Source organism: Pseudomonas mandelii (assembly GCF_900106065.1).
GTDB lineage: Bacteria > Pseudomonadota > Gammaproteobacteria > Pseudomonadales > Pseudomonadaceae > Aquipseudomonas > Aquipseudomonas mandelii.
Genome location: NZ_LT629796.1, coordinates 2,106,880 through 2,123,442 on the forward strand (window position 1 = coordinate 2,106,880; position 16,563 = coordinate 2,123,442).

Annotated in this window: 16 protein-coding genes; 9 read left to right on the forward strand and 7 right to left on the reverse strand. The window is 59.5% G+C overall.

The window, feature by feature from the left end; all coding sequences use genetic code 11:
• Nucleotides 1–122: 122 nt before the first annotated feature.
• Genes BLU63_RS09475 through zur form a run of 4 tightly spaced genes read right to left on the reverse strand, consistent with a single transcriptional unit; the run spans nucleotide 123 to nucleotide 2,925 of the window.
• The gene (locus BLU63_RS09475; protein ID WP_083375343.1) at nucleotides 123–839 is read right to left on the reverse strand and encodes a PA5502 family lipoprotein; all 717 of its coding nucleotides are present in this window, start codon (nucleotides 837–839) and stop codon (nucleotides 123–125) included.
• Nucleotides 840–876: 37 nt separating this feature from the next.
• On the reverse strand, nucleotides 877–1,665 hold the full coding sequence (gene znuB / locus BLU63_RS09480) for a zinc ABC transporter permease subunit ZnuB (protein ID WP_010465635.1): 789 nt from the start codon (nucleotides 1,663–1,665) through the stop codon (nucleotides 877–879).
• The gene (znuC, locus tag BLU63_RS09485) at nucleotides 1,658–2,443 is read right to left on the reverse strand and encodes a zinc ABC transporter ATP-binding protein ZnuC (RefSeq protein WP_010465634.1); all 786 of its coding nucleotides are present in this window, start codon (nucleotides 2,441–2,443) and stop codon (nucleotides 1,658–1,660) included. Before znuC ends, znuB begins: the two co-directional genes overlap by 8 nt.
• Nucleotides 2,443–2,925, reverse strand: coding sequence for a zinc uptake transcriptional repressor Zur (zur, locus tag BLU63_RS09490; protein WP_010465632.1), 483 nt, complete (start codon nucleotides 2,923–2,925; stop codon nucleotides 2,443–2,445). Before zur ends, znuC begins: the two co-directional genes overlap by 1 nt.
• 66 nt (nucleotides 2,926–2,991) lie before the next feature.
• Between zur and BLU63_RS09495 the strand changes: the two genes are divergently transcribed.
• Nucleotides 2,992–3,912, forward strand: coding sequence for a zinc ABC transporter substrate-binding protein ZnuA (locus tag BLU63_RS09495; protein WP_083375344.1), 921 nt, complete (start codon nucleotides 2,992–2,994; stop codon nucleotides 3,910–3,912).
• Between the two features lie 116 nt (nucleotides 3,913–4,028).
• On the opposite strand, the gene BLU63_RS09500 is transcribed toward BLU63_RS09495, so the two are convergent.
• Together BLU63_RS09500 and BLU63_RS09505 are read right to left on the reverse strand one after the other, a co-directional pair.
• A complete protein-coding gene (locus BLU63_RS09500) occupies nucleotides 4,029–4,979 on the reverse strand; it encodes a homoserine kinase (RefSeq protein ID WP_083375345.1) in 951 nt (316 codons plus the stop codon).
• A 58-nt stretch (nucleotides 4,980–5,037) separates the two neighbouring features.
• Nucleotides 5,038–5,328 carry a DUF2782 domain-containing protein gene (locus BLU63_RS09505; protein WP_076029142.1) on the reverse strand — a complete coding sequence of 97 codons (291 nt, stop codon included), beginning with the start codon at nucleotides 5,326–5,328 and terminating at the stop codon, nucleotides 5,038–5,040.
• A gap of 74 nt (nucleotides 5,329–5,402) precedes the next feature.
• Here BLU63_RS09505 and polA point away from each other — a divergent pair, with 74 nt between their 5' ends.
• Entirely contained in the window at nucleotides 5,403–8,174 is a 2,772-nt protein-coding gene (gene polA, locus BLU63_RS09510) for a DNA polymerase I (protein ID WP_083375346.1), read from the forward strand.
• Nucleotides 8,175–8,458: 284 nt separating this feature from the next.
• Here the strand turns inward: polA and yihA are convergent, their stop codons facing one another.
• Complete coding sequence (gene yihA / locus BLU63_RS09515) at nucleotides 8,459–9,103, reverse strand: ribosome biogenesis GTP-binding protein YihA/YsxC (RefSeq protein WP_010465622.1); 645 nt, start codon at nucleotides 9,101–9,103, stop codon at nucleotides 8,459–8,461.
• A gap of 191 nt (nucleotides 9,104–9,294) precedes the next feature.
• Between yihA and BLU63_RS09520 the strand changes: the two genes are divergently transcribed.
• The 7 genes from BLU63_RS09520 to BLU63_RS09550 all read left to right on the forward strand — a co-directional run bounded on the left by BLU63_RS09520 (nucleotide 9,295) and on the right by BLU63_RS09550 (nucleotide 16,551).
• The gene (locus tag BLU63_RS09520; RefSeq protein ID WP_010465620.1) at nucleotides 9,295–9,585 is read left to right on the forward strand and encodes a c-type cytochrome; all 291 of its coding nucleotides are present in this window, start codon (nucleotides 9,295–9,297) and stop codon (nucleotides 9,583–9,585) included.
• 46 nt (nucleotides 9,586–9,631) lie between these two features.
• Nucleotides 9,632–10,243 carry a c-type cytochrome gene (locus BLU63_RS09525; protein WP_010465618.1) on the forward strand — a complete coding sequence of 204 codons (612 nt, stop codon included), beginning with the start codon at nucleotides 9,632–9,634 and terminating at the stop codon, nucleotides 10,241–10,243.
• 200 nt (nucleotides 10,244–10,443) lie between these two features.
• The gene (locus BLU63_RS09530; protein WP_083375347.1) at nucleotides 10,444–11,085 is read left to right on the forward strand and encodes a thiol:disulfide interchange protein DsbA/DsbL; all 642 of its coding nucleotides are present in this window, start codon (nucleotides 10,444–10,446) and stop codon (nucleotides 11,083–11,085) included.
• A 14-nt stretch (nucleotides 11,086–11,099) separates the two neighbouring features.
• A complete protein-coding gene (locus tag BLU63_RS09535; RefSeq protein WP_010465613.1) occupies nucleotides 11,100–11,975 on the forward strand; it encodes an endonuclease/exonuclease/phosphatase family protein in 876 nt (291 codons plus the stop codon).
• Nucleotides 11,976–13,979: a GGDEF domain-containing protein gene (locus BLU63_RS09540; protein ID WP_083375348.1), complete on the forward strand. Its 2,004-nt coding sequence runs from the start codon at nucleotides 11,976–11,978 to the stop codon at nucleotides 13,977–13,979. It begins immediately after the preceding gene.
• A 103-nt stretch (nucleotides 13,980–14,082) separates the two neighbouring features.
• Nucleotides 14,083–14,862, forward strand: a complete 780-nt coding sequence (locus BLU63_RS09545; protein ID WP_010465609.1) for an N-acetylmuramoyl-L-alanine amidase — start codon at nucleotides 14,083–14,085, stop codon at nucleotides 14,860–14,862.
• A gap of 75 nt (nucleotides 14,863–14,937) precedes the next feature.
• Nucleotides 14,938–16,551 carry an EAL domain-containing protein gene (locus BLU63_RS09550; RefSeq protein ID WP_083375349.1) on the forward strand — a complete coding sequence of 538 codons (1,614 nt, stop codon included), beginning with the start codon at nucleotides 14,938–14,940 and terminating at the stop codon, nucleotides 16,549–16,551.
• The last annotated feature ends 12 nt before the right edge of the window (nucleotides 16,552–16,563 follow it).

A 16,563-nucleotide genomic window follows, 5' to 3' on the forward strand; every position in this document is an offset into this window, starting at 1 on the left:
GGTTTTGTATCGTTAGGGAGGACGCCTTCGCGAGCAGGCTCGCTCCCACAGGGTTGGGGTTTGATCATAGAAAGTGTAATCAACCCCGATTCACTGTGAGAGCGAGCCTGCTCGCGACGCTTTCAGGGTTTACGCGGACTCAAGACGATCTGCGCCGGAACGTTGCGCAGGATCTGCTTCTGCAGATTCAGATCGAACCCCGAATCCAGCTTCTTCACCCGTTTAGTCAGCAACGTCGCCAACCATGGGTAATCCTGGGTACGCGGCGCCTGAATGCTGACATCGCACTGGTAATTCACCACATCGGCGGCAATCGCATCCAATTGACGGCGAAGTTTGCTCATATCCGTGAGGTTCAACGCAATTGTGGTGCTCTCAGCCGTAGGATCAATGACTTTGGCCGGTGGCTTGGCCTCGGCTGCCATGAGCGCCGCTTCAGCCCTGTCCAGTTCAGCTTTACGGGCATTGACGATGGCGTTGTTGACCCCACCCGTCAGCGCCGGAGCCTTTGGCATTAATGCCCGGGCCCGGGCCAGCGCCGTAGCGGCCGCATTTACATCGCCCTTTTGCAGCACGATTTGGCTGCGACGCAGATAGGCTTCGGCCAATTGCCGCTGATATTGCACAAGGGACGGATCGTCTGGCGACTGGGCCTGCAAGGTCGCCAACTGGTCTTCGGCGGTGGCCAGCTCGCTGCTGGCCAGGTTTTGTTCCAGCTGCGCGATGGCCGTGGCCCGGGCATCGGTCGCCGCAGTGGTGGCCGATGGCGTGCTTTGGCAAGCGCCCAGTAGCAGCGAAAATGCGACAAGGAGCAGATAACGGGAGGCTGACAGCTTCATTCCTGCGACTCTCTATTTGCGCAAAAAACGAGCAAGTCTACACCCCTCGACGGGGCAGGACAAAACTCAGCAGAAACAGTGCGGCGGCCGTCACAACAATCGACGGGCCCGCCGGGGTGTCTTTGAACCACGACAACGCCAGCCCGCCACAGACTGCGAGCATGCCCAGCAGGCTCGCGCCCAGCGCCATCTGTTCCGGCGAGCGAGCGTGACGTTGTGCCGCAGCCGCCGGGATGATCAACAGCGAAGTAATCAGCAACACACCGACGATTTTCATCGCCACAGCGATCACCACCGCGATCAGCAACATCAAGGCCAGGCGCAGCGCCGGCACGGGCAAACCTTCCACCCGGGCCAGTTCTTCATGCACCGTGATCGCCAACAATGGCCGCCACAACGTCACCAGCAACGCGAGAACACCAGCGCTGCCACCGAGTATCCAGGCCAAGTCGGTCGGGCTGATCGCCAGCAAGTCACCGAACAGATACGCCATCAGGTCGATCCGCACTTCGTGCATGAAGCTTAGTACGACCAGGCCCAGAGAGAGCGTGCTTGGTGCGAGAATTCCCAAAAGCGTGTCGGACGCCAGCGGCTGACGCTGTTGCAACGTCACCAGCAGCACCGCCAACAGCAAGCAACCGACGGTGACGGCAACGGTAGGGCTGACATCCAGCAGAAAGCCCAATGCCACGCCGAGCAAGGCCGCGTGGGACAAGGTGTCGCCGAAATAGGCCATGCGCCGCCAGACCACGAACGAACCCAGCGGTCCTGCGACCAGCGCCAAAGCCAGACCTGCAAGCAGGGCGTAGAGCAGAAAATCAGCCATGCTTGCAGCTATCTCCATGGACATGGGGTTGGGCCGTCGGGGCCGCGTTGACCACCGAACCATGCAGGTCATGGGCGTGGTCGTGGTGGTGGTGATAAATCGCCAGGCTTTGTGCGTTTTTGCCGAACAGCTCGACGAAAGCCGGATCGCCGCTGACTTGTTCCGGGTGCCCGGAGCAGCAGACATGACGATTCAGACAGACCACCTGGTCGGTGGTGCTCATGACCAGGTGCAAATCGTGGGAGACCATCAATACCCCGCAGCCGTGACGGTCGCGCAGCCGCGTGATCAGGCTGTAGAGCTCGGCTTGGCCGGCCACATCGACGCCTTGCACCGGTTCGTCGAGCACCAGCAGTTCCGGCTCACGCAGCAGGGCTCGAGCCAGCAGCACACGCTGCATCTCGCCACCGGAAACACTTTGCACCGGGCTGTCGATCACCTGCTCGGCGCCGACTTCCTTGAGTGCCGCCAAGGCCCTGGCACGGTCCACGCCAGGCACCAGACGCAAAAAGCGCAGTACCGACAACGGCAGCGTCGGATCGACGTGAAGTTTTTGCGGCATGTAACCGACCCGCAGTTTCGGCTTGCGCCAGACGCTGCCGCTGTCCGGCTTCAACAGACCGAGCACCGCGCGCACCAGCGTGGTCTTGCCCGCGCCGTTCGGGCCGATCAGGGTGACGATCTGCCCCGGCTCGACGCTCAGCTCGATGTTATCCAGCACGTTTTGCCCGGCAAAGGTGACGACAACCTGCTCGAGGCGAATCAGCGCATTGCTCATCAAGCCCCCTGGCAACCCGAGCAGAGGCCGACCACTTCAACGGTCTGGCCTTCGACGACGAAACCGACATCCTTGGCGCTGCTGATGATCGCGTCGCTGATGGATTTCTGTTCGAGCTCAATGGCGGCGTGACATTCGCGGCAGATCAGGAATTGACCCTGATGGGCATGCTCCGGGTGATTGCAGCCGACGAAGGCGTTGAGCGAGGAGATGCGGTGGACGAGGCCGTTTTCCAACAGGAAATCCAGCGCACGGTACACGGTAGGCGGCGCAGCGCGGCGGCCATCCTGCTCACTGAGTACCGCGAGAATGTCGTAGGCACCCAACGGCTTGTGACTTTGCCACACCAGCTCCAGCACCCGCCGACGCAAGGCGGTCAGGCGCAGGCCTTGACGTGCGCACAAGGCATCGGCCTCAGTCAGTGCGCTATGTACGCAATGAGAGTGGTCGTGTGGACGGCTGGCAATCGGTGTTTTAGGCATGAGCGGCGACGAGTTTTGTGAGAGACGTTATTATGTTACCCGTTCTCGCCTCTTCGAGTGGTCATCGTGTCCCGACTTTTTTCTATCTTTGTCACATTTGCCGCAAGTTTTCTGTTCATTTGCCCAGCTCAAGCCGACGTCAAAGTCCTCACCAGCATCAAGCCGCTACAGCTGATTGCCGCTGCGGTGCAGGACGGCGTGGCAATCCCGGAAGTGCTGCTACCACCGGGCGCTTCACCGCATAACTATGCCTTGCGTCCTTCCGACGTACGGAAGGTGCAATCGGTGGATCTGGTTTACTGGATCGGTCCGGACATGGAAGGGTTCCTGCCTCGCGTGCTGAACGGTCGAACGCTGCCGAGCGTCGCTGTGCAGGATCTGCCGGGACTGAAACTTCGCCACTTCGGCGAAGACAACCATTCGCACGCGGAAGAAGCCGATGAGCATGACCACGATCATCGCCCCGGCAGCCTGGACGCGCATTTGTGGTTGTCTCCGGTAAACGCTCGCGTGATCGCCACAAAAATGGCTGCTGACTTGAGTGCAACCGATCCGGCCAACGCCACGCGTTATCAGAGCAACCTCAAGGCGTTCGATGAGCGTCTGGATGCAATGGATCTTCGCTTGAAAGCGCGTCTGGCCGGCATCGCAGGCAAACCGTACTTCGTATTCCACGAGGCCTTCGACTACTTTGAAGACGCCTACGGCCTCAAGCACGCAGGCGTATTCAGCGTCGCCGCCGAAGTCCAGCCGGGCGCCCAGCACGTCGCAGCGATGCGCACGCGGTTGCAGGAAGTCGGCAAGACCTGTGTGTTCAGTGAACCGCCGTTGCGTCCGCGCCTGGCGGAAACCCTGGTGGCAGGCCTGCCGGTGAAATTGGCGGAGCTGGATGCGTTGGGCGGGTACACGCCGGCGACTGCGCAGGGGTATGAGCAGGTGCTGGAGAAGTTGGGGAATGATTTGGCGGGGTGTCTGGAGTCGTTGTAACGGCGGGATCTGCGACGCCCCATCCGCGGGCAAGCCTCGCTCCTACGGAGTTTGTGCCGTTCACAGATAATGTGCACGACACAAACCTGTAGGAGCGAGGCTTGCCCGCGAAGCTGTTAAAGGGCGAACGGTAGCGGCGTACTGACCTTCTGCCGCTGCGCCAACCGCTGCTGAAACTCCATTGGATCGTGAATCAACACGTCCTGACCGGCAAACGACTCCGCGGCAATCAACCGTGACAACCAGAACCGCACACACGCCACGCGCAACATGGTCGGCCACAGTTCAGCCTCTGCGGCAGTGAACGGACGCAACGCGGCATAGGCCCCGAGCAACGCCCGCGCCCGCGGCCCGTCGATCAGCCCGTCGTCATCCGAACACCAGTCATTCAAGGCAATCGCCACGTCATAGAGCATCGGCCCCGAGCACGCGTTGTAGAAGTCGATCAACCCGGTCAGGTGCGTGCCTTCGAACATCGCGTTGTCGCGGAACAGATCCGCGTGGATGTTGGCCCGTGGCAACGCCAGGATTTTCGTCTTCTGCTGAGTGATTTCGTCCAGCGCCCGCTGCAACAAATCACTCTGCTCGGCATTCAGGTGGGAGAGCAACTGCGTGCCCTCCTCCAGCATCCAGTCCAGGCCACGATCGGTTTTGCGCTTGATCATGTTGGCCTGGGTCGCCAGATGCAGATGGCCCAGCAACTCGCCGACTTGGGCGCAATGCTGCGCGTTGGCTTCCTTGATGTGCTTGCCGGCCAGGCGTGGTTGCAACAGCGCAGGCTTGCCGGCCAGTTCGCGCAAGGCCACGCCGTCGGTGGTGCGCAGTGCGTAAGGCACCGGCAAATCGGCCTCGTGCAGCACATCGAGCAGTTCGATGAAGAACGGCATCTCCTGAACCGGACCGCGCTCGACCAGGGTCAGGACAAATTCGCCCTGCTCCAGGCTGATGAAGAAATTGGTGTTTTCACTACCGGCGGCAATTCCCTGGAAATCAAGCAGGCGGCCGAGCCCGTATGGGGCGAGAAAGGTTTCCAGCTCGGGCCGAGCCAGCGGGGTGAACACAGACATGTTTAAACTGCCAGTACGGGCGCCGCTGCATGAGCCAGCGCCGATTGAAATTAAGAAACTACTTCCATTCAAAAATCTTCCACGACGGAATCAGCATATCCGGCTGATCCGAGCGGATGAAGTTTGCATCTGTCCCATCCGCACGCACCAGGAAATACGGCGGTGCGCCCTTCGGCGTGACCTTGATCGCGTACAGGAAACCGTTTTGGCGGTACTCCTGAATCGTTTTGTCCCCTTCCGTGCGGATCGTGACTTCCGGCTCCGGTGTGGGCGCATCATCCGCCGCCATGACGGCCAGGGGAACGGTTGCAAACAAGCCAGCCAGCAACAGGCGATTTAGTGTGCGCATGATAACCTTGTCCCTTTGTCGTCAACGGTCCCGCTATTCTAGCGCCGGACCCGCCGAAAAGGTTGATCCTGCTCATGAGCCAAGCCCCCCTCGTCCTGGTGGACGGTTCTTCTTACCTGTATCGCGCCTTTCACGCCCTGCCGCCGCTGACCACTTCCAAGGGTTTGCCGACCGGAGCGGTCAAAGGCGTGTTGAACATGCTCAAGAGTCTGCGCAAGCAGTACCCGGACAGTCCGTTCGCCGTGGTGTTCGACGCCAAGGGCGGGACATTCCGTGACGAAATGTTCGCCGAGTACAAAGCTAATCGTCCGAGCATGCCCGACGACATGCGCGTACAGATCGAGCCACTGCATCAGAGCGTGATCGCGCTGGGCTTCCCGCTGCTGTGCGTTGAAGGCGTCGAGGCCGATGACGTGATCGGCACTTTGGCCCGCAGCAGCGCAGCAGCTGACCGACCAGTGGTGATCTCCACCGGCGACAAGGACATGGCGCAACTGGTCGACGGCCACATTACCTTGGTCAACACCATGACCGGTAGCGCGCTGGACGTGGAGGGCGTGAAGGAGAAATTCGGCGTCGCTCCCGAGCAGATCATCGATTATCTGGCACTGATGGGCGATTCTTCCGACAACATTCCGGGCGTTCCAGGCATTGGTCCTAAAACCGCTTCCGGCCTGTTGGTGGGTGTGAACGGCGGTCTGACCGAGCTGTACGCACAGCTCGACATCGTGCCGACCCTGCCGATTCGCGGCGCCAAGACCCTGCCGGCCAAGCTCGAAGAGCATAAGGAGATGGCATTCCTCTCCTATCAATTGGCAACCATCAAGATCGACGTGCCGCTGGACATCGGGCTCGACGACCTGCAAATGGGCCGGCCGGATCACGACAAACTCGCTGAGCTCTACACCCTGCTCGAATTCAAGAGCTGGTTCGAAGAAAACCAGCGCGATGCCAAGCGTTCCGGCCAGGAAGTTACCGTGCCGGTGGCTGAAGAAGCCGCTGTCGAGACCGAGCTCAAGTACACCACGATCCTCACTCAGGCCGATTTCGACCTGTGGCTGAAGAAGCTCAACGACGCCAAATTGATCGCCTTTGATACCGAAACCACCGGCATCGATGCGCAGCAGGCACAGCTTGTCGGCCTGTCGTTTGCTGTACAGGCCAACGAAGCAGCCTACATCCCGCTGACCCATTCCTACATGGGTGTGCCGGATCAGCTTGATCGCGACACCGTGCTGCGCGCGCTGAAACCGATTCTGGAAGATCCGAACAAACTCAAGGTCGGCCAGCACGCCAAGTTCGACATGAACATCCTCGCCAACTGCGCCATCGGTGGCGACCAGAATTGCGGTATCACCGTGCAAGGCATCGCGTTCGACACCATGCTCGAATCTTACGTGCTGGATTCCACCGCGACCCGCCACGACATGGACAGCCTGGCGCTCAAGTACCTGAACCACACCACTACGAGTTTTCAGGACATCGCCGGCAAGGGTGCCAAGCAGCTGACGTTTGACCAGATCTCGGTGGAACTGGCCGGGCCTTACGCCGCCGAAGACGCCGACGTGACGCTGCGCCTGCACCAGACCTTGCAGGAAAAGCTCAATGCCATTCCGAGCCTGAGCAAAGTCCTGAGCGAAATCGAAATGCCGTTGGTGCCGGTACTGGCGCGAATCGAACGCCAGGGCGCGTTGGTCGATGCCAACCTGCTGGGCATCCAAAGCGTCGAGCTCGGCGACAAAATGGTCGCGCTGGAGCGTGAGGCATTCGCCATCGCCGGTGAAGAATTCAACTTGGGCTCGCCGAAGCAATTGGGCGTGATCCTGTACGAAAAGCTCGGGTTGCCGATCCTCAGCAAAACCGCCAAGGGCCAGGCGTCCACCGCCGAAGCCGTCCTGGCGGAACTGGCCGAGCAGGATTACCCTTTACCCAAAGTGCTGATGCAGTACCGCTCGATGAGCAAGCTGAAAAGCACTTACACCGATCGCCTGCCGGAACAGATCAACCCGCGCACCGGGCGGATTCACACGTCCTATCATCAAGCTGTCGCGGCGACCGGGCGCTTGTCGTCCAGCGATCCGAACTTGCAGAACATTCCAATCCGCACGGCCGAAGGGCGGCGGATTCGTCAGGCGTTCGTCGCGCCAAAGGGCTACAAGCTGCTGGCGGCGGACTATTCGCAAATCGAGCTGCGGATCATGGCGCACCTGGCCAAGGACGAAGGTTTGCTGCACGCCTTCCGCAATGACCTGGACGTGCACAAGGCCACCGCCGCCGAAGTGTTCGGCGTGGAACTGGCCGACGTCACCACCGATCAACGTCGCAGCGCCAAGGCGATCAACTTCGGTTTGATCTACGGCATGAGCGCGTTTGGCCTGGCCAAGCAAATCGGCGTTGATCGCAAGCAATCCCAGGCATACATCGACCGTTATTTCGCCCGCTATCCGGGTGTTCTGGCGTACATGGAACGCACCCGCACCCAGGCGGCCGAGCAAGGTTTTGTCGAAACGATCTTCGGCCGACGCCTGTACCTGCCGGAAATCAACGCGAAAAACCCGGCCCTGCGCAAAGGCGCCGAACGCACGGCGATCAACGCCCCGATGCAGGGCACGGCGGCGGACATCATCAAAAAAGCCATGGTGGCGGTGGATAACTGGCTGACCTCCTCGGGCCTCGACGCCAAAGTCATCCTGCAGGTGCACGATGAATTGGTGCTTGAGGTGCGTGAAGATCTGGTCGACCAGGTCCGCGATGAAATTCGCGTGCACATGAGCGACGCCGTGAAGCTGGATGTACCGCTTCTGGTCGAGGTTGGCGTAGGCAATAACTGGGATGAGGCTCACTGAGCCGTCTGAAAGAGCGTTTTCTGCTGCGGCATAGTGCCGCGGCAGATGGGTCAAGAGCCCTTATTTCGGAAAGAAATCACACTTATTACAAATGGTTTCTGAAGCTCCGGAACTAAACCTGTGAACTGCCACTCAGAGTTACTGAATGGCTGGTGAAGCCCTTCGATGCTCCTATGTTGTGTTAAGTGTTGGCAGATATCTGGACCCCGCCCTAGCGGTCCGGAACTTGAACCCCGGAACTTCCCCCTCCCCATAAGAAGTCCGGGGTTTTTTTTGCCTGCGATTTATTGCTCCGCAACCTCGGAGCCTTTGTCCGCCAGCTCCATCCAGCCTGCCAATACAGTGTAGGCGTCTTCCAGACCCATGCGCTTTGGCGCCGAGAACAGCTGGATGCTAATCGCATCGCCCCATCCTTTGCGGATGTCTGCCTGAACCTTGAGCAGCACGTTTTTCGCCGCGCCATAGGTCAGCTTGTCAGCTTTAGTCAGCAAAATGTGCATCGGCATGCCACTGGCGACGGCCCAGTCGAGCATCAACAGGTCGAAATCGGTCATTGGATGACGGATGTCCATCATCAGAATCAGGCCTTTCAAACTCTCGCGACCCCCCAGATAAGCTTCCAGGTGACGCTGCCAGTGCAGCTTCAACGGGATAGGCACTTTCGCGTAACCGTAACCCGGAAGGTCGACCAGACGACGATCATCGTCTAGCTTGAAGAAGTTCAAGAGCTGCGTGCGACCCGGAGTTTTCGAGGTTCGCGCCAGGCTAGCGTGCGTCAGGGTGTTCAGCGCGCTGGATTTGCCGGCGTTGGAACGCCCGGCGAAGGCCACTTCAAAGCCTTCGTCGTCGGGACATTGATCGACTTTGGCAGCGCTGAGCATGAAGGTGGACTGTTGGCACAGGCCGAGGATGGGGTTCTTGAGTTGCATGGGATTTCCGATGTGGGCGGCGCCGGGAATGGACGCGGCAAGCGGTGTCGTTTCCGTTTCAGTGACGCCAGTATATAATGCCGCAGATTTTGTGTGCGCTTTGTCCCAGCGTAGGATGAAGTTCACGAGAGCGATTGACCTTGATTGCGCATTAGAACGCAGAACGCTCTCAACCCTGAAAAGGTCGTTTTATGACGAAATGGCTGCTAGCTGCCGGTGTCTTGATGCCGCTTTACAGCGCTCAGGCTACACAGGATCCGGAAGCTGTGTACAACCGTGTTTGTGGTGCCTGTCATTCCGGCCAACTACCCATGGCTCCCAAAAAGGGCGACCAGGAAGCTTGGACGCCGAGGTTGGCGAAAGGTATGGGGACGCTGGTGCAACACGTGACCCAGGGTTTCAAGGCGATGCCGCCGCGTGGTTTGTGCATGGACTGCAGTGCCGAGGATTACCAGGCAATCATCCAGTGGATGAGCGAGTGATCCCGGTCCATAACTCTTTAACCCTTAGCCGTAGTTGGATTAGCTGATGAACAAATTGATCGTGAGTCTGCTGTTGACCGTGGGGATCTCCGGCGTAGCCCATGCTGCAGGTGATGCAACTGCTGGTCAGGCGAAAGCCGCAGTATGTGGCGCCTGTCATGGCCCGGATGGCAACAGCATGGCGCCTAACTTTCCGAAACTGGCAGGCCAGGGCGAGCGTTATCTGAACAAGCAGCTGCACGACATCAAGTCCGGCAAACGCACCGTTCTGGAAATGACCGGCCTGCTGACCAACCTGAGCGATCAGGACCTGGCTGATATCGCCGCTTACTTCGCCAGCCAGAAAGGCAGCGTTGGCGCCGCCGACCCGAAAGTCGTGGCTCGCGGTGAGGCCTTGTTCCGCGGTGGCGACCTGGCCAAGGGCCTGCCAGCCTGCACCGGCTGCCACTCTCCGGATGGCAAGGGCAACGCGGCTGCCGGCTTCCCGCATCTGGGTGGTCAGCACGCTCAATACGTTGCCAAGCAATTGACCGACTTCCGCAAGGAAGAAGGCGGTCGTGCCAACGATGGCGATACCAAACCAATGCAAAGCATTGCCAAAAAGCTCAGCGACGAAGATATCGCTGCGGTGTCCAGCTACATTCAAGGCCTGCACTAAGACCGGCGAACAGGGCGTGCCGCGGGAAGTACATCTCCTGCAACGTTAACGCTCTATTAATCCGTCGCAGCAAGTATAAAAAGGGTGGCTCAGGCCGCCCTTTTTTGTGGCCGCTGCCGTTACACTACAGAACTCAAGCCCGCCAGGACCTGTCTGAAAACAGGTCGCGCGAGGCGACCCAAATTGTCCAGGAGTAAAGCATGCGTAATCTGATCATCAGCGCCGCACTCGTCGCTGCCAGCCTGTTCGGCATGACTGCCCAAGCCGCCGAAGCACCCGCCGCCCCTTATGTCGAACTGACCAATCCGGTTCCGGTCGCCGTGCCTGGCAAGATCGAAGTCGTGGAGCTGTTCTGGTACGGCTGCCCGCATTGCTACGCTTTTGAACCGGTGATCAACCCTTGGGTCGAGAAACTGCCTTCCGACGTGAACTTCGTCCGTATCCCTGCCATGTTCGGCGGCCCATGGGACGCACACGGCCAGATGTTCCTGACCCTTGAAGCGATGGGCGTAGAGAACAAGGTTCACGCTGCGGTATTCAACGCAATCCAGAAAGAACACAAGAAACTGACCGACAAAGACGACATGGCCGACTTCCTGGCCACTCAAGGCGTAGACAAGGACAAGTTCCTGGCCACCTTCGACTCCTTCGCCATCAAGGGCCAGATCAACAAAGCCAAAGAACTGGCAAAGAAATATGAAATCTCCGGCGTCCCAACCATGATCGTCAACGGCAAATACCGCTTTGACGTGGGCTCTGCCGGCGGTGCCGAAAAAGCGCTGGAATTGGCCGACAAACTCGTCAACAAAGAGCGAGCGGCTAACAAGGCTGCTGCCAACTAAGCGCGGGGCCCGCCATGCGCCGCTGGGGAACTGAACGTGTCGTTGGCCTGCATGATCCGCGGGTCAACGAGCATCACCTGGAATCGACGGGATTGCCCGCAGACAGCCGTCTGCGCTTGCTCAGTTTCAATATCCAGGTCGGCATCAGTACCGAGCGCTATCGGCACTACCTGACCCGAGGCTGGCAGCATCTGCTGCCGCACACCGGGCGTGCCGACAATCTGCAAAAGATCGGCAATCTGCTGGGCGACTTCGATCTGGTCGCCTTGCAGGAAGCCGATGGCGGCAGCCTGCGATCAGGCTACGTCAATCAGGTTGAACACCTGGCGCAGCTCGGCGCCTTTCCCTACTGGTATCAACAACTCAATCGCAATCTCGGTCGCCTCGGCCAGCACAGCAATGGCGTGCTCAGCCGCCTGCGCCCGTGGGCAATCGAAGATCATCCGCTGCCGGGGCCCAAGGGCCGCGGGGCGATTCTGGTGCGTTTCGGCGAAGGTCCGGAGGCGCTGGTGGTGGTGATGATGCACCTGGCGCTGGGCGCTCGGGCTCGCAGCATGCAACTGGCTTACATCCGCGAGTTGATCGGCGGTTACAAACACCAGGTGCTGATGGGCGACATGAACACCCACGCCAGTGATTTGCTGCAGAACTCCCCGTTGCGTGACCTCGGTCTGCTAGCACCGCAACTGGAAGCGACCTTCCCCAGCTGGCGCCCGCAGCGCTGCCTCGACCATATTCTGCTCAGCCCCACTCTGACCCTTGAAAAGGTCGAAGTGCTGGCACAACCGATTTCAGATCACCTGCCCGTCGCGGTAGAGATTCGTCTGCCGGGTTCGCTCACGGCCGATGCATTCCCCGCGTTGAGTCCTGCCCCTTCGCGGATCCCATGAATGAGCGACGAAACACAGCGCTGGAAAGAGAAATACCTTAAAAGCATCGAACAACAGGAAAAGCTCGAACGCCGATGGGATGCCCGGCTCGACTTGCTGCGCCGTGGGCTGGTGCGCAGCACCCTGGCCGCAGAAGGCACCGATCGCGCCGTTGACCAGTGCATGAAGGAAATGCGCGAAGTCGTGCGCACCGATGACATGGACGCCGGTCTGGCCGCCCTGCTTCCACGCCTGGAAAAAGCCGTACTCGACTCCGAGCAGCGCCGGGAAACCCGGGTCAACCAGACCAGCGCCGCATTGACTGCGCTGGTGACTCAGCTGCAAACACTGCCACTGCCTCGCGAAGTCAGCCGGACGCTGAAGAACTTTGCCAAACAACTGGATGGTCGAGTCAGTCAGGCCCGTGAGATTCCGTTGCTGCTCAGCGAACTGAGTGGCCTGCAAGGCAAAGCCTTACGTCAACTGGATAACCCGGCAGAACCTGATCGCCCCGGTTTTCTGCAGCGCCTGTTTGGTAACCGGGAAGCGGATGAGGCCACCCCGCAGGCCACCGTTCCTGCGGTGCAAGCGCCGCTCCTGCAAACTGTCGAACCGATTGCCGAGACCCCGCCGGCAACGGTTGATCTCGCACCCGCGGTGGAGCATCCGCCAGTCGAACAGCCAACGGTCATCGACGTCCAACCTGCCGCTGCGATCCCTGAATCACTGGAAGTACAGGCAATAGAACCTGCTCCGGAATTGGTGGTGTTTGTCCCGCCTGTGCTTCAGTCAGAGACTGCATCTGCGCAAGCGGTAGAGCCACAGACCCAGCCGAACATCGAACAACCGATAGATCCAACGCCAGCCGAGCAAGAGCTACAGGCAGTCAACCCGGATGAACTGACCCCGGTGACCATCGAGACAGAGCACCTGGCGCCAGAGGAAGTTCTCTACGCCCTGCCCGACTCACCCGAGCCGTCCTATAGTTCAGTCGCCAAGCATATCGAAGACACGCTCCTTGGCCTCCTCGACGACCTGACGCTGCCCGAACGCCATCGACCACAAGCCGAAGCGATGCGTGATCGTCTGCAAAACGGGTTGAACTGGTACGAACTGATCCCGATCCTCGATGATCTGGCGACGTTGATGCTGGCGATCACCGACAGCGGCCAGCACGAATTCGAAGCGTACCTGCAACAACTCAACGAACGTCTCGAATCGTTCCAGAGCAACTTGCAAGCTGCCAGCGACGGCCATGCCGACAACCGCTCGGCTGCACGCGAGATGGATACGCAGATTCGCGAGCAAGTCGACGGCCTGCAGAGCAGCGTGCAAGAGGCGGCGGACCTGGACGACCTCAAGCACGTCTTGGAGAACCGCCTCGAAGGCCTGCTCGGCACCATGGATCAACACCAGAAACAGCGCGACGAACGTGAGCAGGAAGTCGCGGCTCGGTTGCAAAGCCTGGCCGAACGCGTGGCGCACATGGAACAGGAAGCGCTGGGCTACCGCGAACACCTTGAAGAACAACGGCAGAAAGCGCTGCTCGATCCCCTCACCGGCCTGCCCAATCGCGCGGCCTGGAGTGAGCGGCTGGAACACGAAGTCCGCGAATGGCAGCAACACGGCAACATCCTGTTGCTGGCGATGCTCGACCTCGACCACTTCAAACGCATCAACGATAACTACGGTCACCTGGCAGGTGACAAAGTGCTGAAAATCATTGCCAACGTGTTGCGCAAACGCCTGCGCGGGACGGATTTCATTGCGCGGTTCGGGGGTGAGGAGTTTGTCTTGCTGATGCCAGACACGTCACCGATAAATGGCGCACAACTGCTGGATACTTTGCGCGCATCGATTGAAGCCTGCCCTTTTCACTTCAAGGGCGAGCGGGTGACCATCACCATTTCCATAGGTTTTACGGCATTCAAACCCGGAGAACACAGCGACCTGGTGCTTAAAAGAGCCGATCAGGCGCTATACCGTGCGAAAAATGCTGGTCGCAATCGCGTCGAGGCTGGTTGACAGCCAATTGTTCCATTTTATTTAAAACAGCGCTTTTGCGCTCTGCGCGCAAGTCAGTACGTTACACTGTTGCATTACTGACTTGCGTGTACTGCCTCCTGCCATGAAATGTCTTGCCTTCTTTACGTCGCTGCTCCTGTTGGCCGGTTGTGCCAGCGGCCCGCGGATCGACACCAGCCACCCTTCAGCCAATCACGACAGTCGTATTCAGTTCGTGGTGGTGCATTACACCTCCGCCTCCCTCGAGCGCTCCCTGCAATTGCTGACCCACGGCGAGGTCAGCAGTCACTACCTGATCGGTGACGACAAAGGCGCCACCATCTATAAGCTGATGGATGAAAATCTTCGGTCCTGGCACGCAGGCGAAAGCGAATGGCAAGGCCGGACCTGGCTGAACTCCAGCTCCATCGGCATCGAGATCGTCAATCCTGGCTTCAAAGACACTCCAACGGGCCGCCTTTGGTATCCCTACAGTGAAGATCAGGTTCAGTCGCTGATCTTCCTGCTCAAAGACATCAGCAAGCGTTACAACATCAACCCTCGTTCCATCATCGGGCACAGCGACATCGCGCCGCTGCGCAAGCTCGATCCCGGCCCGCTGTTCCCCTGGAAGCGTCTGGCCGGCGAAGGCATAGGCGTCTGGCCAAACGAGCAGGCCGTCGCACGCCAGCAAACCCAGTTCGCAGCAGAACTGCCGAGCATCAGCTGGTATCAGGGACAGCTGGCCCGACTGGGTTATGCCACGCCACAAACGGGCGAGCTTGATGTCGCCACGCGCCATGTACTGGCGGCCTTTCAAATGCATTTCCGCCCCGCTCGATTCGATGGCACTCCTGACGCTCAGACGGCGGCGCTTCTACAAGTTTTGAATCAGACAAAATAATGACGGCCGCCCGACGGTAAGGGCTTTTTCTCAATCAGCAGCTATAACTCATTGGTAATTCTTCGGATATCCATAATGGCTGTAGCTCGAGAGACGCTCCGTAGCTGGTTCTATCGCCCTTGGTTTTTGGCGACGCTGGCTGCTGCCTTGAGTGCAACGCTATTGATGACCGCCAGCCTGTTTCTGGCGATGCATCAAGTGGAGCAGCGGGAAAGCCAGGAAATGAATGCCCAGGGCGAGCGTTTCCTCGCCCGGCTTGAACAGCTATTCGGGCAGCTACGCGAAAGCCTCGACGATCTGGAAGCCCAGCCCCTGCGTAGCTGCGATGATGAAATGATCGCAACCTTGCAACAGGTCAGCTTCAACTACCGATTTGTTTACGAAGCGGCCTACATGGACGCCTCGCGGATTTGCTCGAATCGACCTCGCCAGGTAGGGCTGTCATTAAGTCGACCACCGGACATCAAAGGCCCCACCTACAGCTACTGGCTGAACACCACCACCGAGCCCGATGAAAACCGTGCTGCGCTGATGCTGGGACGCGGCAACTTTCGGGTCGCTACCTCTCGTGGCCATTTGACCGACATGGTCGATCTCTCCCCGGGCAGTAGCCTGCTGGTGGTGCTCTCCCATGGCACTCGTGCGATTCCTGTCCTCGGTGCCGCACAGGCCTGGCCGCCCACGGAGTTCTGGCCCCTGGAAAGCCGCGATGCGCTGCAGGTGACACAAACCCGCTTGATTTACCGCATGCCCACCAACAACCCCGAATACCAATTGGTGCTGATCACCCCACGCACGAACATGCATGTGCCAGCCGTGTGGTGGTGGCTGCTGCCGGCCAGTCTGGCGCTGAGTGCCTTGGTCGGTTTCATGGTGTTTCTGCTGGTGCGCCAGCGTCAGTCACTGGACGCTGAACTGAACGGCGCCATTCGACGGGGCGAATTGCAGGTGTTGTATCAGCCGATCTTCGATCTCGACAGCCGCAACTGTGTCGGGGCCGAAGCCTTGCTGCGCTGGCGAAGGCCGGACGGCACGCTGACCAGCCCCGACCTGTTTATCCCGATGGCGGAAAACACCGGCCAGATCCGCCAGATGACCGACTTCGTATTGCAGCGACTTCTCGAACAACTGGGGCAACTGCTACGCGCCAATCCGCAGTTGTACATCTCCGTCAACCTTGCAGCTTGCGACGTCATGGTGCCGCGTATCGGCCAGGTGATGGCACGCCTGCTGACCTTGCACCGGGTCGCGGCAAAGCAGATTGCTTTTGAGGTGACTGAGCGGGGCTTGATCGATGTAGTGGTGGCCAGGGAAAACCTGCAAGCCTTGCGCGATGTCGGGCATCAGGTCCTGATCGATGATTTCGGCACGGGCTATTGCAGCCTCGCCTACCTGCAAACCCTGCCGGTGGACTGCCTGAAAATCGACAAGGCGTTCATTGATGCGCTGGGCCATGATGCCGCCAGCAGCGGCGTGGCACCGCACATCATTCATATGGCCCAGGCCCTGCAACTCAGGGTGATTGCCGAGGGCATAGAACATGAAGCCCAAGCGGCGTTTCTGAGCAGCGAAGGCGTCAAGTATGGTCAGGGCTGGCTGTTCGCCCATGCACTGAGCGCCGTGCAGTTCATCGAACTGATTACCCGTGGGCGCCGATTGAGCAATCGACGCCTGGATGATGAAGCCTGAGCAGACTGCTGG